21 protein-coding genes and 1 other annotated feature are annotated in these 19,310 nt (G+C 30.5%); all 21 genes read left to right on the top strand.

The window, feature by feature from the left end:
- Nucleotides 1-21: 21 nt before the first annotated feature.
- The 21 genes from hisI to CLRAG_RS05705 all read left to right on the top strand — a co-directional run bounded on the left by hisI (nucleotide 22) and on the right by CLRAG_RS05705 (nucleotide 19,310).
- The gene (hisI, locus tag CLRAG_RS05805) at nucleotides 22-351 is read left to right on the top strand and encodes a phosphoribosyl-AMP cyclohydrolase (RefSeq protein ID WP_065077722.1); all 330 of its coding nucleotides are present in this window, start codon (nucleotides 22-24) and stop codon (nucleotides 349-351) included.
- Between the two features lie 20 nt (nucleotides 352-371).
- Nucleotides 372-707 carry a phosphoribosyl-ATP diphosphatase gene (gene hisE / locus CLRAG_RS05800; RefSeq protein WP_065077523.1) on the top strand — a complete coding sequence of 112 codons (336 nt, stop codon included), beginning with the start codon at nucleotides 372-374 and terminating at the stop codon, nucleotides 705-707.
- 712 nt (nucleotides 708-1,419) lie between these two features.
- Nucleotides 1,420-2,085 carry a phosphatase PAP2 family protein gene (locus tag CLRAG_RS05795; RefSeq protein WP_065077721.1) on the top strand — a complete coding sequence of 222 codons (666 nt, stop codon included), beginning with the start codon at nucleotides 1,420-1,422 and terminating at the stop codon, nucleotides 2,083-2,085.
- Nucleotides 2,031-2,726 (top strand): response regulator transcription factor, encoded by a 696-nt coding sequence (locus CLRAG_RS05790; RefSeq protein ID WP_065077522.1) that lies wholly within the window; start codon nucleotides 2,031-2,033, stop codon nucleotides 2,724-2,726. The genes CLRAG_RS05795 and CLRAG_RS05790 overlap by 55 nt, the downstream gene beginning before the upstream one ends.
- Nucleotides 2,716-4,227 (top strand): sensor histidine kinase, encoded by a 1,512-nt coding sequence (locus CLRAG_RS05785; RefSeq protein WP_065077521.1) that lies wholly within the window; start codon nucleotides 2,716-2,718, stop codon nucleotides 4,225-4,227. Before CLRAG_RS05790 ends, CLRAG_RS05785 begins: the two co-directional genes overlap by 11 nt.
- Nucleotides 4,228-4,310: 83 nt before the next feature.
- Nucleotides 4,311-4,904: a hypothetical protein gene (locus CLRAG_RS05780; RefSeq protein WP_065077520.1), complete on the top strand. Its 594-nt coding sequence runs from the start codon at nucleotides 4,311-4,313 to the stop codon at nucleotides 4,902-4,904.
- Between the two features lie 128 nt (nucleotides 4,905-5,032).
- On the top strand, nucleotides 5,033-5,956 hold the full coding sequence (locus CLRAG_RS05775; protein ID WP_083985565.1) for an AEC family transporter: 924 nt from the start codon (nucleotides 5,033-5,035) through the stop codon (nucleotides 5,954-5,956).
- Between the two features lie 14 nt (nucleotides 5,957-5,970).
- A complete protein-coding gene (locus tag CLRAG_RS05770) occupies nucleotides 5,971-6,744 on the top strand; it encodes a histidinol phosphate phosphatase (protein WP_065077519.1) in 774 nt (257 codons plus the stop codon).
- A gap of 3 nt (nucleotides 6,745-6,747) precedes the next feature.
- Nucleotides 6,748-7,242 (top strand): flavin reductase family protein, encoded by a 495-nt coding sequence (locus CLRAG_RS05765; protein WP_065077518.1) that lies wholly within the window; start codon nucleotides 6,748-6,750, stop codon nucleotides 7,240-7,242.
- A gap of 142 nt (nucleotides 7,243-7,384) precedes the next feature.
- A complete protein-coding gene (locus tag CLRAG_RS05760; protein ID WP_065077517.1) occupies nucleotides 7,385-8,644 on the top strand; it encodes a replication-associated recombination protein A in 1,260 nt (419 codons plus the stop codon).
- 183 nt (nucleotides 8,645-8,827) lie between these two features.
- Complete coding sequence (locus tag CLRAG_RS05755) at nucleotides 8,828-9,274, top strand: RrF2 family transcriptional regulator (RefSeq protein WP_013237875.1); 447 nt, start codon at nucleotides 8,828-8,830, stop codon at nucleotides 9,272-9,274.
- The gene (gene nifS / locus CLRAG_RS05750) at nucleotides 9,275-10,483 is read left to right on the top strand and encodes a cysteine desulfurase NifS (protein ID WP_065077516.1); all 1,209 of its coding nucleotides are present in this window, start codon (nucleotides 9,275-9,277) and stop codon (nucleotides 10,481-10,483) included.
- Nucleotides 10,483-10,911 (top strand): Fe-S cluster assembly scaffold protein NifU, encoded by a 429-nt coding sequence (gene nifU, locus CLRAG_RS05745; RefSeq protein ID WP_154104950.1) that lies wholly within the window; start codon nucleotides 10,483-10,485, stop codon nucleotides 10,909-10,911. Before nifS ends, nifU begins: the two co-directional genes overlap by 1 nt.
- Nucleotides 10,912-11,059: 148 nt before the next feature.
- On the top strand, nucleotides 11,060-11,566 hold the full coding sequence (locus tag CLRAG_RS05740; protein ID WP_065077514.1) for a PRC-barrel domain-containing protein: 507 nt from the start codon (nucleotides 11,060-11,062) through the stop codon (nucleotides 11,564-11,566).
- Between the two features lie 82 nt (nucleotides 11,567-11,648).
- Complete coding sequence (locus tag CLRAG_RS05735) at nucleotides 11,649-12,677, top strand: AI-2E family transporter (protein WP_065077719.1); 1,029 nt, start codon at nucleotides 11,649-11,651, stop codon at nucleotides 12,675-12,677.
- A gap of 88 nt (nucleotides 12,678-12,765) precedes the next feature.
- Nucleotides 12,766-12,953: a binding site (T-box leader), on the top strand.
- A gap of 88 nt (nucleotides 12,954-13,041) precedes the next feature.
- Nucleotides 13,042-15,681, top strand: coding sequence for an alanine--tRNA ligase (alaS, locus tag CLRAG_RS05730; protein ID WP_065077513.1), 2,640 nt, complete (start codon nucleotides 13,042-13,044; stop codon nucleotides 15,679-15,681).
- A gap of 61 nt (nucleotides 15,682-15,742) precedes the next feature.
- Complete coding sequence (locus CLRAG_RS05725) at nucleotides 15,743-15,994, top strand: IreB family regulatory phosphoprotein (RefSeq protein WP_013237881.1); 252 nt, start codon at nucleotides 15,743-15,745, stop codon at nucleotides 15,992-15,994.
- Between the two features lie 63 nt (nucleotides 15,995-16,057).
- Complete coding sequence (gene ruvX, locus CLRAG_RS05720) at nucleotides 16,058-16,471, top strand: Holliday junction resolvase RuvX (RefSeq protein WP_065077512.1); 414 nt, start codon at nucleotides 16,058-16,060, stop codon at nucleotides 16,469-16,471.
- Nucleotides 16,472-16,649: 178 nt separating this feature from the next.
- Entirely contained in the window at nucleotides 16,650-16,910 is a 261-nt protein-coding gene (locus tag CLRAG_RS05715; RefSeq protein ID WP_065077511.1) for a DUF1292 domain-containing protein, read from the top strand.
- A gap of 234 nt (nucleotides 16,911-17,144) precedes the next feature.
- A complete protein-coding gene (locus CLRAG_RS05710; RefSeq protein ID WP_013237884.1) occupies nucleotides 17,145-17,603 on the top strand; it encodes a Fur family transcriptional regulator in 459 nt (152 codons plus the stop codon).
- Nucleotides 17,604-17,642: 39 nt separating this feature from the next.
- On the top strand, nucleotides 17,643-19,310 hold the full coding sequence (locus tag CLRAG_RS05705) for a ribonuclease J (RefSeq protein ID WP_065077510.1): 1,668 nt from the start codon (nucleotides 17,643-17,645) through the stop codon (nucleotides 19,308-19,310).

Raw genomic sequence — 19,310 nt, 5'->3', positions numbered from 1 at the left:
AATATGAACAAAGGTGAAAATATGGAAAGAGAAATTTTAAAGAACATAGATTTTAAAAAAGGGAAAGGACTTGTACCTACAATTGTCCAGGACTTTCAAAATGAAGAAGTACTTATGATGGCGTATATGAATGAGGAATCGTTAAAAAGAACTATCGAAACGGGAAAAACCTGGTTCTTTAGTAGATCCCGAAATGAGCTTTGGAACAAGGGAGCTACTTCAGGCCATTATCAAAATGTGAAAAGTATAAGTGTGGACTGCGATTATGACACAATTTTGATAAAAGTTGAGCAAATAGGAGCAGCTTGTCACACAGGAAACAGGAGCTGTTTTTATAGAAAATTATATTAAATTGAAGGGGGAATATTTTTATGGAATTTCAAACTATATTAGAGGAATTAAGTAAAGTTATAGAGGAGAGGAAAGTAGATCCTATAGAAGGTTCTTATACCAGTTACTTATTTAAAGAAGGAATAGATAAGATATTAAAAAAAGTAGGGGAAGAAAGTGCAGAAGTTATAATTGCAAGCAAAAACAATGATAAAAAAGAGGAAGTTTATGAAATATGTGATTTGATATATCACCTTTTAGTTTTAATGTCAAATCAAAATATAACTTTAGATGACTTATCAGAAGAACTTGGTAAAAGAAGACAGAAAATATGTAATAAAAAACCTGACAGAAAAATTATAGAAGGAATACACTAATGTGAGTTTGCAGCTTGAAAGTTAACTTATACAAAGCATATAATGACAAATTTCATCACGTTAAAAACTTTAATAAGTCTAAAGCTTGGCATTTAGAAAATCTAAGAACCTTAGCTAAACTCGTACCTCAAACATATCTAAGCTCCTAAGATTTTCTAAAATGCCTCGCTAAGACTTATGGAAAAGTTTTTAAATGTTCCTTCAATTTTGTCATTATATGTTACCTATAAGTTTAAATTTCAATTGAAAACTTTGTAGTCTTTGATCTTAAATGAAAAAAGTAAGCCGTGCTCTTTATGTTCAAACACAGCTTACTTTTATAACTTTTCTAACTTAAAAATCAACTTATGCGTAGAAATATTTTACAATAAGCAAGTACATTTAAATATTTTGTATATACGTCTTAGTAGAAAATTCATAAAAAAACTTAGGGCTTTTGAATTGTCTGAGGTACGAGTTTTCAAAAGTCCTTAGGTTTTTGTGAATTTTCTGTTTAGACGTATCAAAATATTTAACGTACTTGTGATTGTAAAAATATTCGCAGCATAAGTTGATTTTTTGTTTATAAACTTTATGAGTAATCTTATAACTTAAGAAATTTTTAAGAATTTAGTTAACAAATATTAAGAAATTTTTTCTATAATAATAAGTATAGAATGTTATATAATAATTTTAGAAAGTTAGGTATTTAAATTTGAGAGTTGGTGTTGCAGTGAAGCGTTTAAAGTTAAATTTACTACCATTGAGTTTATTACTAATTATACCTGCGATAAATGTATCTTATGGTTTGCTAAATAATACAATTAGAGGATGTCATAGTTTAGTTACTAGTTTGGATATGGCCATTCCATTTATAAAACAATTTATAATTGCATATTGGATGTGGTTTCCGTTTATGTTTATATCGCTAGTATATCTGTGCTTTAATTATAGAAATAGCTATTACAAATGTGTGGTAACTATGGTTATAGGTATGATTACATGTTATATAATCTATTTTTTCTTTCAGACCATGGTGCCAAGGCCTGTTGTTAGTGGAAATGATATTTTTTCCCGTGCTGTAAGGTTTACCTATAGCTGGGATAAACCTTTTAATTGTTTTCCAAGCATACATGTGCTTGCAAGTTATATAATAATGATAGCATCAAGAAAATTGGATAAAAAACCTTTTATAAAATTTGCTATGAATTTTATGGGCATATCTGTAATAGTGTCTACTCAATTTGTAAAACAGCATGTGATTTTAGATCTGATTTTTGCTATACTATTGGCAGAGATAATCTATAGGTTTGTTGCTGGTTTCATTTTGGAAAGGGGACTAATATGGAAAAAGAAATTGTGTTGGTGGTTGACGATGAAAAAGAAATTAGAGACTTAGTTGAGATATATTTGGTAAATGAAGGATATAAGGTATTAAAAGCTTCCAATGGTTTAGAAGCTTTACAAATTTCAAGTGATAATGAAGTCGATTTAGTAATTTTAGATGTAATGATGCCTAAAATGGATGGAATTGAAGTTTGTATGAGAATAAGAAAAAGTAAAAACATGCCTATAATAATGTTGTCAGCTAAAAGTCAGGATTTAGACAAAATATTAGGTCTTACTACGGGAGCCGATGATTATGTAGTAAAACCTTTTAATCCCCTAGAACTTGTAGCCAGGGTAAAATCTCAACTGAGAAGGTATAAAAGGCTAAATATACCTAAAAAAGTTGATCAGGAAGTAATTGAAGTAGACGACTTAGTGATAAACACTAAAAATCACCAAGTAAAAGTTGGTAACAAGGATGTAAAACTCACTCCAAGAGAATTTGAAATTTTAGAACTTTTATCTTCAAATAGGGGTGTAGTGTTTAGTATTGAAAAGATTTATGAATCTGTATGGAAACAGGATTTTTTTGAATCTGATAACACTGTAATGGTACATATAAGAAAAATAAGAGAAAAGATAGAGGAAAATCCGAGAAGACCTCGTTTTATAAAGACCATTTGGGGGGTGGGATATAAAGTTGAAAAATGATTTTAAAATATCTTTAGAATCTAGCTTGAGTAAAATGAAAAACAGTATAAGGCTGGAGCTTATATTTGTATTTGCCCTTTGTTTTGTCACGTCTGCTGCACTTGGAAAAGTAGCAGGCGTTTTTTTACAAAATAGGAATATCACTGCTAGAATAGATTATAGTAAAGGTATAGATAGGATGTCTGTAAATGGCAACTTAATAGGGGATGAAATAAAGAGTAAAAGTATAAGTATAGACGATAAGAATAAAATACAAAAAATTATAGATAGTTGTAATGATACTTCAGATTTGGAAAAGATAATGATTACGGATTTAAACGGAAAGGTTTTGTACAAATCAAATAATGCAGATGAAACACAAATAGATGTATATACTACTATAAAGAATTCTATAAAAAATTCTCTTGAAATGATGAAAAATATTCAAAACATATATGCAACTAATAAAGGTAATGAAATAAGTAAAAATAGAGAATATATCAGTTTTTATCCTATAAATTTTATTGATGGAAAAGCCTATTTAGTCATTAAGGGTATGCCGCAATATGAAATGATTTATGAAAAAAGATACAATCCCATTCCTGGGACCATTGTATCTTTTATATCATTTCTAACAATGTTTTATTTTATAACTAATAAAAAAATGAAATATATAGAAAATATATCTTCTGGACTTATAGAAATATCAAGGGGAAATTTAGATTATAGAATAAAGAGTCAAGGAAGAGATGAACTGGCCTTGCTATCAAATAATATAAATTTTATGGCAGAAGAACTAAACAATAAAATGAAAGTTGAAAGGGAAGAGGAGAGAATAAAAAATGAGCTCATAACTAATGTATCTCATGACTTAAGAACACCACTTACTTCTATTAAAGGGTATTTAGCTCTTATTAAAGATAAAAGATATGAGGATGAAACACAAATGAAACAATATATTAATATTGCTTACAATAAATCTGAAAAGTTAGAAGAATTAATAAATGATCTGTTTGAATACACTAAACTTACCAATAAAGCAGTTAATTTAAATAGACAGAGTATATCATTAAATGGATTACTAGAGCAACTTATAGAAGAATTGGTTCCAATTTGTGAAGAGACAGGGGTAACTATTACTAGAAATTTTCGAAAACACAAATTTCTTGTTTATTTAGATCCGAATAAAACTGCAAGAGTGTTTGAAAATTTATTTATAAATGCTATAAGATATAGTATAAAACCAGGAGATGTAGAAGTTTCATTAAAAGAAGAAAAAGGCGCTGCAGTAATCTCTATAAAAAACAAGTGCGAGCCTGTAAGTAAAGAAGAAGTTGGTAAGTTATTTGATAGGTTTTATAGATTGGATAAATCCAGATCTTCCAATACAGGAGGAAGTGGGCTTGGACTCGCCATTGCTAAAAGTATTGTGGAAATTCAAGGTGGAAAAATAAAGGCAGAATATTCTTCTGGTTATATGGTATTTGATGTAATCTTCAATTTGGCAGATAGTAGGGCATAGGAACAATATTTTACACAAATTACATTCAAATTTTTATTCTAATAGATTATAATATAAATATGGCTTTTAAAGGAGGAATATAAATGGATAAAATCACCTTGTTAGATGAACTGGTGGAAGTAGCTGCAAAACCTGTACTTCAGGTCAGAAATTATTGGCATGCTAGTGTGTACAATGTTTTGAAGGCAAAGAAGGATTCTATAAACGATGAAAATAAGTATTTTTTAGAATTAAAGGCTGATATTTTGAGTATAAAAAGACTCTGGAAGGAAGAACTACATACTCTACATTCTTGGGGTAAAAAGCAAAATATGCCTTCCACATCGGAAATAAGTGAAACAATTTCAAATATGGAAAAGAAATGTGAAACAGAAGTATTAAATGGAAAAGCAGTTTTTAAAAATGGAGATGAACCATATAAAGATGATTTAGAATTTATAGAGAGATATAGTTCCATAAAAAACATGAATGAAAGATTGGCCTATATGGAAGAAGATTATCTATATTGTCGTATAAGGGATTATATAGTATTGAATATATATCAATTTTTATCTCAAAATAGGGAATTTGCAGTTAATATATTAAAAGACGACACTGATGAAGTTATAAAAAAAATGTCGGACTTAATTTCAAAGTATGCAGATATGGGAATGTATGCTGACATGGAGGAAGATTAATATTAATGTACTTAAATCTAGGGGCAGCAAAAGGCATTTTCAAAGAAATAACTAGTCAGTATGTTAGTCTATTTTTATCATGCTGCATCAGTAGATTTCTTTCAAATGCCTAATTAGGGGGAAAGTTTTTGAACGTCAGGGTAATAAACCAAGTAATAATTTTATCACTTATGATGCTTATAGGAGTCTTTGCAAAAAAGAAAAATATAATAACTGAAGAAGGAGAAAAAAGTCTGTCGAGTTTTTTAGTTAATATAACTCTTCCGTCACTTCTCATCACTTCCTTTAACTATAGGTATTCAGAAAAGATGATTGCTAATGCAGAAAGTATATTTTTGTATTCAATTATTATTCACATAGTAATTATATTGTTGAGTAAAGTTTGTGCTTATAAATATGAAGACAAAGTAAAGAAAGTAATGAGATTTATTATTATATTTTCTAACAGTGGATTTATGGGATATCCAGTATTAGAGGGACTTTTCGGTAAAGTGGGAATTTTTTATGGAGCAATTTTTAATATACCTCTTAACATATTTATGTTTAGTGTAGGAATTGCCATATATACAGGTAAAAATGATATTAAAAATATAAAGAATGTAATTTCTAATCCAGTTATAATTTCAACTATTGTTGGATTTTTAATGTTTGTATTTTCTATAAAACTTCCATATGTTGTAGATACCACATTGAGTAGTGTAGGTTCCATGACCACACCGCTTTCTATGATTATAGTAGGAACTATGCTGGCAGGAGTGAAACTCAAAGATATCTTTTCGGGATTCCAAGTATATTATACTTCATTTATGAGATTGATATTAGTTCCTCTAGTTACTGTTTTACTCTTAAAACTTATGAAGGCGGACAGTTTTATGATTCAAATATGTGCTGTAATTGAAGCAATGCCATCAGCTGTTCTAGCTTCTGTGCTTGCTCAGCAATATGGAGCAGATAGCAAATTGGCTGCTAGAAGCGTTTTTATAACTACTATAATTTCAATGATTACTATCCCTATTGTAGTTATATGTATACAATTTCTAACTAAAGTTTGAAGGAGGGTTACATATTGTTTGATACACATGTACATACTAATTTTTCTACAGATTCTGATATGAAAATAGAAGAAGCTATAAAATCTGCAAAAGAAAAAAGCATATCTTTTATAATAACAGAACATATGGATATCAATTTTCCAAAAGAAGGTCTGTTTTGTTTTGACGTAGATGAATATTTAAACAAGTATTTAAAATATAAAAATGATAATCTACTTCTCGGCATAGAGCTTGGAATGAAGGAGGATTGTTTAGAACAAAGCAGAAAGTTAATAAAGGATAATTCTTTTGATTATGTAATTGGATCTATACATTTAGTGGAGAACTTAGATCTCTATTATTCAGATTATTATGAAGGCAAAAGTAAAAAAGAGGCTTATTTTAAATATTTGCAAGATATGCTAGAAAATTTAAAACAATTTGAGTTTATAGATAGTTTGGGTCATATTGATTATATAGCTAGATATGCTAAATTTGAGAATAAAGAATTATATTATAGTGATTTTCCAGATATAATAGATGAGATATTCAAAGTGATTATAGATAAAGAAAAATGTTTGGAGTTAAATACCAGGAGACTTAAAAATCAAGATTCAGTAAAAAATATGCTGGAAATATATAAAAGATTTAATGAATTAGGAGGAAAATACATAACAGTAGGGTCTGATGCTCATAATTTAGAGTCTATGGGAAGTAACTTTAGAGAAGCAGTAGAAATTGCTAGAAGGTGTAATTTAAAAATAGTATATTTTAAAAATAGAAAAGAAGAGTATGATAAAGAGGTGTAGATTATGGATTTTACGAATAATTCGGCTGAAGTAATCAAGCAATTAGGTAAAGAAGGAGCTTTCCTTACAAGTAAATATAATGGAAAAGTAAATACTATGACAATAGGATGGGGAAGCATAGGTTTTGTGTGGAGGAAACCTGTGTTCACTGTGCTTGTGAGACAATCCAGATATACTAAGGAATTTATAGAAAACAGCGGTAATTTTACAGTGAGTGTTCCTTTTAGCAATGACATGAAGAAGGTTCTTGCAATATGTGGAACTAAATCCGGTAGAGATATAGATAAATTCAAGATGTGTAATTTACAGCTTAATTCAGGTAGAAGTGTAGATAGTCCGGTGATAGCAGGATGTGACATGTATTATGAATGTAAGGTTATATATAAACAGGACATGAAAAAAGAACTTTTGACAAAGGAAGTAGATTCAAATTGTTATCCTGATGGAGATTATCATACAGTCTATTATGGAGAAATAGTAAATTGCTATGAAAAATAAAGTTCTCATTGTAAAGATATTTAATTTTTATAGGTGAAACATATGTTGTATAAATACCGTGATGGTTAATACATAGTATTTATACAGTATGTGTTTTATTTTTTACTTTGGATTTAAATGAATGTTTTAAGGAGGTTAGAAAATGCAACCACTAGCGGAAAGAATGAGACCAAGGGACATTTGTGATGTAGTTGGACAGGAACATATATTGGGGAATGGAAAAGTTTTAAGTAACATGATAAAGAACAAGAAAATAATGAATATGGTTTTTTACGGTCCCCCAGGAGTTGGAAAAACTACTGTAGCCAATATAATATCTGGAAGTATGGACAAAAAGTTGTATAAATTAAATGCAACTAATGCTTCTGTTAAGGATATTCAAGATATAGTTAAAAGTTTAGATGGTTTTATGGGTTACAAAGGGGTAGTACTTTACCTGGATGAAATACAAAATTTTAATAAAAAACAACAGCAATCTCTCCTTGAATATATTGAAGATGGAAGAATAACGCTAATTGCAAGTACAGCAGAAAATCCTTATCATTGCGTTTATAATGCAATACTAAGTAGATCTATAGTATTTGAATTTAAGCCTCTTCAGAAATGTCATATAATAAGAAACTTAAATAGAATATTAAATATATTAGAACAAGAAGATAATCTAAGTATAAGTCTTGAAGAAGGTGTACTTGAGTATATAGCTTCTATATGTGGTGGAGATGTAAGGAGATCCATTAATTTTTTAGAAGTTGTAGTTTATTCTACAAAATCCATAAAAGGCAATGAGGTAAATCTAAAATTAGAAAATGTAAAGGAATGTCTTCAGGAGAAAGGTTTTAATTTTGATAAAGATGGAGATTATTTTTATGACGCATTAAGTGCACTTCAAAAAAGCATAAGAGGCAGCTCACCGGATGCTTCAATATATTATACGGCACTTCTTATAAAAGGTGGGCAGTTATCTGCAATTTGTAGGAGATTACTTGTAATAGCTTCTGAAGATATAGGTCTTGCATATCCTCAGGCAGCAGGAATTGTATATTCATTAGTTCAAAGTGCTCTTTATGTGGGATTACCAGAAGCTAGAATTCCTATTTCAGAGGCAGTTATACTTTTAGCTACAGCACCTAAGTCTAATTCCTGTTACAAAGCTATTGACGGAGCTTTAAATGATATAAATAGTATGAATATAGGGGATATACCAGACCACTTGAAAGACAGCCATTATTACGGCGCGGAAAAATTAGGCAGGGGTATAGATTATAAGTATCCTCATGATTATAAAAATCATTATGTAGATCAGCAGTATTTGCCAGACAAGTTGAAAGATGTGAAGTATTATATTCCAGGGGAGAACAAAATGGAAAGGTCTGCACAAAATTATATGAATTCAATAAAGTAAAACTTTATTGAATTCATATAATTTATTTAAAAAAATAATTTTAGAGTAAGTAATTATCGGATAAAACTAAGAAAAGAATAAAGGTAAAAAGTTGATTTTTTATTGTTGACAATTTTACTCGGATTTGATACTATAATATTAATTACAGTATCAAATCATACATTGGTTTAAGGAAGTGATTAATTGAAGCTATCCACAAAAGGAAGATATGGGGTAAAAGCTATGGTAGATTTAGCTATTCACTATAGTGATGAGCCGTCATCTATAAAAAGTATATCGGAAAGACAAAATATATCAGAATATTATTTAGAACAGTTATTTTCGAACCTTAGAAAATCTAATTTAGTAAAAAGTATTAGAGGCGCACAAGGTGGGTACATTTTAAACAGAGAACCCAAAGATATAACTGTAGCTGATATAATGAAAGTTTTAGAAGGACCTATAGAAATCTCAGATTGTGTAGATGAAAATAATGAAAATTCCTGCAGTAATATGGACTGCTGTGCTACCAGACTTTTATGGAGTAGAATTAAAGAAAGTATAGAACAAGTTATGAAGTCTACAACTTTACAAGACATGGTAGATGATTATATTCAAATGAAACAAGAAAAAACGAAAGGGGATATATAAATGGATAAGAAGGTTTACATGGACTATTCAGCTACTACTTATACAAAACCCGAGGTATTACAAGAAATGATTCCTTATTTTACTGAGAATTTTGGAAATCCATCTTCTCTGTATTCAATGTCAGATGTTCCAAGAGAGGCAATTAATACAGCTAGACAAAGAGTGGCTAAGGCAATAAATGCAGATAAGAATGAAATATTTTTTACAGCAGGTGGGTCAGAAAGTGATAACTGGATATTAAAGGGAATAGCTTTTGCAAATAAAAATAAAGGAAATCATATAATAACTACTAAGATAGAACATCATGCCATTCTACATGCATGTAAGTTTCTTGAAAAAAATGGATTTGAAGTTACTTATTTACCTGTAGATGAGTATGGATTTATAAATTTAGAGGATTTAAAAAAAGCAATTAAGGATACTACAATACTTGTATCTATAATGTTTGCAAATAATGAAGTGGGAACCATTCAACCTATAAAGGAAATAGGTGAAATATGTAAAGAAAAGAAGATATATTTTCACACAGATGCAGTTCAAGCTGTAGGACATGTTAACATAGATGTAAAGGATATGAATATAGATGCTCTTTCTATGGCAGGACATAAGTTTTATGGGCCTAAGGGAATAGGAGCAATGTACTTGAAAAAGGGAGTAAAAATTGAAAACCTGATACATGGTGGTGCACAGGAAAGAGGAAAGAGAGCTTCTACTGAAAATGTTCCAGGAATAGTTGGAATAGGAAAAGCAATAGAATTAGCAACTTCTGAAATGAATACAGAAAGTAAAAGACTTAGTGAATTAAGGGATAAACTTATAAAAGGATTAGTTGAAGAAATACCTTATGCTAAAGTAAATGGACCTAGTGGAGATAAGAGACTCCCTGGAAATGTTAATTTGAGCTTTATAGGAATAGAAGGAGAAACTTTGCTTCTAGATTTAAATGATGCAGGTATATTTGTTTCTACAGGAAGTGCTTGTGCATCGGCTTCATTGGATCCGTCACATGTACTTTTAGCTTTAGGGTTACCTCACGAAGTGGCACATGGTTCCCTTAGATTAACTTTAGGTGCTGGTACTACTGAAGAAGATGTAGATTATGCACTGCAGGTAATTCCGAAGGTAGTAGCTAGAAGAAGGGCAATGTCACCGCTTTGGGAAGACTTTCTTAAAACACAAAATAAAGGAGAGAAGGTAGAACAATTATGATGTACAGCGAAAAGGTTATGGATCACTTTAGACACCCTAGAAATGTAGGTGAAATTCTGGATGCAAATGGTGTTGGAGAAGTTGGAAATCCACAATGTGGAGATATAATGAAGATATATATAAAAGTTGAAGATGATGTGATAAAAGATATAAAATTTAAGACTTTTGGTTGTGGTTCTGCTATAGCATCTTCCAGTATGGCAACTGAACTTATAAAAGGAAAAAAATTAGAAGATGCATGGGAGCTTACTAACAAGGCAGTTGCAGAGGCACTGGATGGACTTCCACCAGTAAAGATGCATTGTTCTGTTTTAGCAGAAGAAGCTATCCATAAGGCAATAAACGATTATAGAGAGTCACAGGGACTTGAACCATGGGCAACTAAAAATCATTCTGAAACTATCCACGAACATGTTCATGGAAATTAATAATAATTTAATAATGTATAAGTAAGTTATCTGTAATATATAGAATTTTAACTTTGTTTATTAAATAAAAATATAACCTCTTTATGAGGTTATATTTTTATTTTTTGGATAAACTACAGGTATATATTTTTAAATTAAGGTGATATCTTTGTATAGAATAAGAGATTTTATATTTATGGATGCAGTAAATCTTTCGGGAAATTTACTGGGATTTATAAGTGATATATTTTTGGATTTTAACAAAAAACAAGTAAAGGGGTTTGTTATAACTCCTAACAACATATTTAAAAAAAGTTTAAACGTATTTATAAAGGATATAGTCAGTTTAACATCTGTAATAGTTGTTACTAATTCAAATAAGGATAAGTATTTTCAATTTAATGATGTAAAGAGAATGAATGTAGTGGATGAAAAAGGATGTTTAATAGGAATGGTGGAAGATATATTATTTGATGAAGAAAGTTTTTGTATAAAGGCAGTTATACTCTCCACTGGACTTATAAATAATTTTATAAGGGGAAAAAAAATATTGCTTATAGATGATTTGACTTTAGGAGAAGAAAACTTATTTTACAGAGGGAAAAAGGAGAATTTAAAATTTTTTAATTCTCCTCATGCACTATTTAACTCAGATAAGGTATCTGAAAGAAAATAGGCTAGCATACTGAATGGTTATTTCTTTGAAAATGTCTAAGAAAGGAAAATACTCAGATATAATTAAAATTGTGGAAGATGATATGATGAATATTAGTAAAAATTATGTCGCCAAATATGTACTTATAATAGCTATATTTGCAGCTGCTGCTTTGCTTGTTGCTAAAAGTTCTGTATTAAGGGAAATGTTATATTTAATTTTTATATCTTTTTTAATAGCGTATACTCTAAAACCTATAGAAATAAAAATGGTTAATGCTGGAGTAAATAAAAAAGTTAGTGCCATTATTATAATAGGTATACTGATTTTATTAGTTGTTTCTACATTTGCCCTTCTTATACCATCTTTGTTTAAGGAAAGCTTAAAGTTAAATGCCACTGCCGCCAGTATTCAGACATTAATAGACAAATTTTATGCAAAGCTAAAGTTAATCCAGGGCAATAGGACAATGCACTTATTAGTAAATAATTTAAATAGAAGGATTGACAGTGAAATTGCTTCTGTATTTGCTAAAATATTTGATTTCTTAATGAATATGGGAGAAAATATATTGTATTTAGTAGTTATACCAATAATAACTTATTATTTTTTAGCAGATGATAAATGTATAAATGAAAGTCTACTTTCGGCATTCCCAGTAAATAGTAGAAAACCTATTAAAAAAATATGCTGCCATGCAGATAAGATATTAGGACGATATATAGCAAGTCAGCTCATATTGAGTGCCCTTGTGGGAATAGCTACTTTTTTTATACTTATATTTTTAAAAGTGGAATTTCCTATAATATTATCTATATTAAATGCATTCTTTAATATAATACCTTATTTTGGACCTATATTTGGCGCTCTCCCGGCTATAGTTATAGCCCTTATAAAATCTCCAGAAACGGCTTTATGGACAGCGATATGGCTTTATCTCCTGCAGCAGATAGAAGGAAATATACTATCACCTAAGGTCACAGGAGATAGCATAGATATGCATCCTCTTATAGTCATTCTTTTATTAATAGTTGGAGGGAAAGTATCAGGATTTATTGGAATGGTATTAGCAGTACCTTTTGGAGTTGTAGTTAAAGTCATATATGAGGATCTGAATTACTATATGTTTTAGTGAGAATTTTTAATTAGTATAAGGTACTATAAAAGCCTACAATATTGACATAAAAGTGTATTTAAATTATAATTTGTATCATAATGGAATATAGGCAATGAATAGAAAAAGTAAATATTTTATTATACAAAGAGAGGGAGTGGATGGTGTAAACTTCTTATAATATATATTGAAGCTATCTATGAGTCATAACATATAATTTAAGAGATACAGGTTTTTTATTTTACATATCTGTTTAATTAGGGTGGTACCGCGGATTCAGCTTTCGTCCCTTTTCAGGGATGGGAGCTTTTTAATTAAAATTATTTTTTATATAATAAAATGGCAAAATTTGATTACATATGAGTGAAGAGGAGAGATACATATGGAAAAATTAGGATTAAATCAAATTAGAGAGATGTATTTAAGTTTTTTTGAAAAGAAGGGTCATTTGAGAATGCCAAGTTTTTCTTTAGTCCCCAATAATGATAAGAGCTTACTTCTTATAAATGCAGGAATGGCACCTCTTAAACCTTATTTTACAGGATTGAAGGTTCCACCTAGAAAAAGGGTGACTACCTGTCAGAAATGTATAAGGACAGGGGATATTGAAAATGTTGGAAAGACATCCAGACATGGTACCTTTTTTGAGATGCTTGGAAATTTTTCTTTTGGAGACTATTTTAAAGAAGAAGTAATTCCCTGGGCTTGGGAATTTACTACTGATGTTTTAAAAATTCCTAAAGATAAATTATATGTTACCATATATTTAGATGACGATGAAGCTTATGATATATGGGTGAAAAAGACGGACATAGATTCATCTAGAATATTCAGACTAGGAAAAGAAGATAATTTTTGGGAACATGGAGCAGGACCCTGTGGACCTTGTTCGGAGATTCATTATGACAGAGGCGAAGGAAAGATAACTACAGTAGATGAATTTGTAAAAGCAGGTGATAGTGATAGGGTAGTTGAATTTTGGAACTTGGTATTTACACAATTTGATAAAGATGAAGAAGGAAACTACAATAAGCTTTCTCATCCAAATATAGATACGGGTATGGGTCTTGAGAGAATGGCAACTATAATGCAGGGTAAGAACAGTATATTTGAAGTAGACACTATAAATTCCATATTAAAAGCAGTAAGCAATATGGCTGGTATAGAGTATGGTAAAAATGAAAAAAGTGATATGTCCATGAGAATAATAACAGATCATGTGAGAAGTGTTACATTTATGATAAGTGATGGAATACTTCCATCTAATGAAGGCCGCGGGTATGTGCTCAGAAGACTTTTAAGAAGGGCTGCAAAGCATGGAAAGTCCCTTGGCATTAAGGAAGGATTTTTGTATAAACTTACAGAAGTTGTCATAAACAATTCTTGCGGAAATTATTCTGAATTGAAGGAAAAAGAAGAGTATATAAAAAAGATTATAAAGCTAGAAGAGGAAAGATTTGATGAAACTATAGACAGTGGAATGCAAATTTTAAATGACTTTATATCTGACTTAAAGTCAAATAAAAATACTATACTTGAGGGTGAAAAGGCATTTAAATTATATGATACGTATGGTTTCCCTATAGAACTTACTCAAGAAATATTAGAAGAAAAAGGAATGACTGTAGATTTAGATGAATTCAATCAGAATATGAAAGATCAGAGGGAAAGAGCAAGATCTGCTAGAGCAGAGACCAATTATATGGGAGCAGAAAATACTGTATTAAATAAAATTCCTTTTGAAATAAGTACGCTATTTGAAGGATATGATAGATTAAAATCCAGTTCCAAAGTTAAATTAATGGTAAAAGACGAAGAATTTGTATCTGTTTTAAACGAAGGAGAAGAAGGAGTTATTATAACCTCCAATACGCCTTTTTATGCTGAAATGGGAGGCCAGGTAGGAGACAAGGGAACTGCATTTAGTGAAAACTTCAAAGGAGAAGTTTTAGATTGTAAGAAAAACTTAGCAGGAAAGGTACTACATTTTGTTAAAGTTATTTCAGGAAGTATAAATTTGGAGGATACAATTGAACTGAGTGTAGACGAGGATAGAAGAAATAATATAAGAAAAAATCATACTGCAACGCATCTATTAGATTCTGCTTTAAAACAAGTTTTAGGAGAACAGGTACATCAGTCTGGTTCTTATGTAGATGAATCTAGGCTAAGGTTTGATTTCAATCATTTTGAAGCTGTAAGCTATGAAAAATTAAGGAATATTGAAAACTTGGTAAATGAAAGTATAATGAAAGTTTATCCTGTAAAAACAACTATAATGTCCTTAGAGGAAGCCAAAGAAAGTGGTGCAATAGCACTTTTCGACAACAAATATAAAGATGAAGTAAGGGTAGTTTCCGTAGGAAATTTCAGCAAGGAACTTTGTGGAGGTACTCATGTAAGTAATTCTGGGGAGATAGGCTTGTTTAAAATAACTTCTGAAACTGGAATAGCAGCTGGTATAAGAAGAATAGAAGCAGTTACAGGTAAGATGGCTGTTGAATATGTTAATTCAAAAAGTGATATACTAAGAGAAATATCAAGCAAACTGAAATGTTCTGAAAAAGAAATTGTTCATAAATTAGATTTGCAATCTAGTGAACTGAAAGAATTGGAAAAGAAAATTGAAGAATTAAAATTGAAAGTTGCAGGAAGCGCAGAAGATGATATTCTAAAGTCAGTAGAGAAAATAAAAGGAGTAGATTTATTTACAGGTATATTGAAAGATGTAGATGGAAATTCTCTTAGGGAATTAGCTGATAAAATCAGGAGCAAATCTGGAAATTGTGTAGTTTTGCTTGGAAGCAGCATAGGACAAAAAGTGCAGCTTGTAGCTATGGCAACTAAAGAAGCAGTAAAAAGTGGAATACATTGTGGAAAAATCATAAAGGAAGTTGCAGCCATTACAGGTGGCGGCGGTGGAGGAAGACCTGATATGGCTCAAGCAGGAGGAAAGCTTCCAGATAAGTTACAAGAAGCTATAGGAAAAAGTAGTACAATTATTACAAAATTAGTTAAGTAGTATACATTTTATGAAATATGTTTTATAATATATTTATTAGAATGTTAGCGGGGTGATATATATGAGTAACGATAATACTATTCAGTTTGACATTTCTGAAAGTAAAAAAGCATTGACAAAGGAAATATTGACTGAGGTTTATGATTCGCTAATTAAAAAAGGCTATAATCCAGTAAATCAATTAGTAGGATACTTGATTTCTGGTGATCCAACGTATATAACAAATTATAATGGAGCAAGGTCATTGGTTAGGAAGCTTGAGAGAGATGAAATACTTGAAGAAGTCTTAAAAGCATACTTAGACATAAAATAAAAATGTCCTTTTGGACATTTTTATTTTAAATATGAGAATAATATAAAGTAGGAGAGTGAAGGTTTGAGAATACTTGGATTAGATATAGGTGACAGAACTATAGGAGTGGCACTAAGTGACCCACTTGGGATAACGGCACAAGGAATTACAACTGTGAGAAGAAAAAATCAGGAAAAGGATATTGAGGAATTAAAGTCTATATGTGAAAAATACGGTGTGGAACTTATTGTTTCTGGGCTTCCTAAAAATATGAATGGTACGTTAGGTCCTCAGAGTGAAAAAGTGTTAAGTTTTTGCAAGATTATAGAGCAAAGTATAGAAGTACCCATAAAGATGTGGGATGAAAGATTAACTACTGTAGCAGCTCATAGAGCTATGATAGAGGGAGATTTATCTAGGGCAAAGAGAAAAAAAATAGTAGATAAGATGGCAGCTATTTATATACTTCAAGGATATTTGGATAGCATTTCAAAATAGTATTAAGTGAAACTTGTTTGAACTTATTTAGGGACACAGCCTCTCTTTATCATAGTTTTGAAGAAAATCAGAAAATTAAAATCTATAATTTTTGTGAAGGATTTTTACAAAGTATTGTTAAGTGTTAAAGAGAGTAGTTATTGAATAAATTTGGATTTAGAAGAAAGGAAAACTCAATATGGATAATAACGTAGCAGATTTAATGTTAGAAGATGAAAATGGGAAAAAAGTTAAGTTCCAGGTGGTTACTAAATTTGATATAAAAGAAGAAGAATATATAATTGCGGTACCTGAAGAATGTGCTGATGAAGATACAGCTATAGCACTTAAAATAGTAAAAGATGATAATGGAGAAGAAGTTCTTGTAACAGTAGAAGATGAGGATGAATTTGATAGGGTTTTAGAAGTTTATGAAAGTTTATTTGGAAATGAAGCTTAGTTAATATAAAAGCTAGAGGCTAAAAGCTGTGGCTTAGATAGCTTTTAGCCTTTAGCTTTTATATTAATTGATTTTCAATTGACAATAACCTTATACTATATTAAACTTATAGTATTGTAATTTTTAAACAGTGTTTTTATCCGATGGCTATCATCTGTAATACTACCATCACACACAGTTGAGCAGCAGAAAAGGTGGTCATGGGACAAATTTAGGTTGAAATGGGGTATAGTAATGCCAAAACTTTCCTCTTCAGAAATAGAGAGATTAAAAAATAGCTTAAAAGAAAAGGGATATAAACTTACGCCACAAAGGCGTGCTGTAGTTGATATTATAATAAGAAATGAAGGAAAACATCTTACTACAGAAGAAATATATGACCAGGTTAAGAGTGAATGTCCTGAAATTGGTTTGGCTACAGTTTACAGGACAGTACAGCTTTTAGAGGATATAGGCGTTATATGTAAATTGGATTTGGAGGATGGATGCAATAGATACGAAATAGTACATGAAGAAGAAAACCATCAGCATCATCATTTAATATGTACTAAATGTTCTAAGATAATTGAAGTGACGGATGATTTGTTGGAACCTTTAGAAAAAAAGATAGAAGAAAAGTATGATTTTAAAATTTTAAACCATAGTTTAAAATTTTATGGCATATGTAATAAATGTACAAAAAAATCAAAATAAGTATAAAAAACTAAAATATAAAAAGGAGGGAAGATTTTTTTGCGTAAAGAAAAAGATAAAGTAAAAGTCATTCCATTAGGTGGTCTAGGTGAAATAGGAAAGAATCTTACAGTAATAGAGTATAAAAATGACATAATAGTAATTGATTGTGGCATGAGTTTCCCAGATGCAGATATGCTGGGCATAGATATAGTTATACCCGATATTACTTATTTAAAAAAGAATATTGACAGGGTGAGAGGAATATTTTTAACTCATGGACATGAAGACCATATAGGAGCGTTACCTTATGTGCTAAAAGAAATTAATGTTCCTGTGTACGGTACGAAGTTAACCCTGGGTATTGTTGAGAGTAAGTTAAGGGAACATAACTTAAATGATGTAGTAAAATTAAAGTGTGTAAAGGCAAAGGACGTAATTAAATTGGATAGTATGTCTGTGGAATTTATAAGAACTAGCCATAGTATAGCTGATTCAACTGCCCTTGCAATACATACACCAATAGGCATTATATTTCATACTGGTGACTTTAAGGTAGATTATACACCTATTGATGGAAGTGTAATTGATTTTGCTAGGCTTGCAGAACTAGGTAAAAAAGGTGTAATCCTTATGTTAGCAGATAGTACTAATGTAGAAAGACCGGGGTACACTATGTCTGAAAGAACTGTGGGAACAACTTTTCAAAAGTTTTTCTCGCTTGCAAAAAGTAGAATAATAGTGGCTACATTTGCCTCTAATATTCATAGAATACAACAGGTAATTACTGCTGCTGAAAAATATGACAGGAAAGTTGCAATTTCCGGGAGAAGTATGGAAAATATAATGGAAGTAGCTATGAACTTGGGATATATAGACATTAAAAAAAATACTCTTATTAATATAGATAATATAAATAGATATCCTGGCAATAGAATAGTTATAATAACTACTGGAAGTCAAGGCGAACCTATGTCGGCTCTTTCCAGGATGGCAGCTTCCGAACATAAGAAAGTAAATATTATTCCAGGAGATACAATAATAATTTCAGCAAATCCTATACCTGGAAATGAAAAATTAGTTTCTGGAGTTATAAATCAACTGTTTAAAAAGGGAGCAGAAGTAATATATGAAGCACTGGCAGATGTGCACGTTTCAGGTCATGCCTGTCAGGAAGAATTAAAATTAATTCATACTCTTGTAAAACCTAAATTTTTTATGCCAGTGCATGGAGAATACAGGCATTTGAAGCAGCATAAAGATCTTGCCGTAAGCTTAGGAATGCCTTCAAACAATGTAATTATAGCAGATAATGGAGATGTAATAGAAGTTTCAAGAGACTCTATAAAGAAAACGGGTACAGTAGTATCTGGACAGATATTTGTAGATGGACTTGGAGTAGGAGATGTTGGAAATATAGTTTTAAGAGATAGAAGACATCTTTCACAAGACGGTATACTTACAGTAGTAATTACCATTGAAAAACAAACTGGCACTGTTATTGCTGGCCCTGATATAATATCCAGGGGATTTGTATATGTAAGAGAATCAGAAGATTTAATGGAAGAAGCAAAGGAACTTGTACGAGGTGCATTAAATGAATGTGAGGAGAAACACATTACTGAATGGGCAAGTATAAAATCAAATGTAAAAGAAGTCCTTAGATCATTCTTATACGAAAAGACAAAGAGAAAACCAATGATATTACCTATAATTATGGAAATATAA

The organism is Clostridium ragsdalei P11 (genome assembly GCF_001675165.1).
Taxonomy (GTDB): Bacteria; Bacillota; Clostridia; order Clostridiales; family Clostridiaceae; genus Clostridium_B; species Clostridium_B ragsdalei.
This window is presented reverse-complemented; position numbering and strand designations above follow the sequence as displayed.

Excerpts from the sequence above, each read along its gene's own strand:
- CLRAG_RS05715 (WP_065077511.1), top strand. The coding sequence starts at position 16,650 with ATGGATAATAACGTAGCAGATTTAATGTTAGAAGATGAAAATGGGAAA.
- nifS (WP_065077516.1), top strand. The coding sequence starts at position 9,275 with ATGGATAAGAAGGTTTACATGGACTATTCAGCTACTACTTATACAAAA.
- CLRAG_RS05710 (WP_013237884.1), top strand. The coding sequence starts at position 17,145 with ATGCCAAAACTTTCCTCTTCAGAAATAGAGAGATTAAAAAATAGCTTA.
- nifU (WP_154104950.1), top strand. The coding sequence starts at position 10,483 with ATGTACAGCGAAAAGGTTATGGATCACTTTAGACACCCTAGAAATGTA.
- hisE (WP_065077523.1), top strand. The coding sequence starts at position 372 with ATGGAATTTCAAACTATATTAGAGGAATTAAGTAAAGTTATAGAGGAG.
- CLRAG_RS05780 (WP_065077520.1), top strand. The coding sequence starts at position 4,311 with ATGGATAAAATCACCTTGTTAGATGAACTGGTGGAAGTAGCTGCAAAA.
- CLRAG_RS05765 (WP_065077518.1), top strand. The coding sequence starts at position 6,748 with ATGGATTTTACGAATAATTCGGCTGAAGTAATCAAGCAATTAGGTAAA.
- CLRAG_RS05735 (WP_065077719.1), top strand. The coding sequence starts at position 11,649 with ATGATGAATATTAGTAAAAATTATGTCGCCAAATATGTACTTATAATA.
- CLRAG_RS05760 (WP_065077517.1), top strand. The coding sequence starts at position 7,385 with ATGCAACCACTAGCGGAAAGAATGAGACCAAGGGACATTTGTGATGTA.
- CLRAG_RS05725 (WP_013237881.1), top strand. The coding sequence starts at position 15,743 with ATGAGTAACGATAATACTATTCAGTTTGACATTTCTGAAAGTAAAAAA.
- hisI (WP_065077722.1), top strand. The coding sequence starts at position 22 with ATGGAAAGAGAAATTTTAAAGAACATAGATTTTAAAAAAGGGAAAGGA.
- alaS (WP_065077513.1), top strand. The coding sequence starts at position 13,042 with ATGGAAAAATTAGGATTAAATCAAATTAGAGAGATGTATTTAAGTTTT.
- CLRAG_RS05790 (WP_065077522.1), top strand. The coding sequence starts at position 2,031 with ATGGAAAAAGAAATTGTGTTGGTGGTTGACGATGAAAAAGAAATTAGA.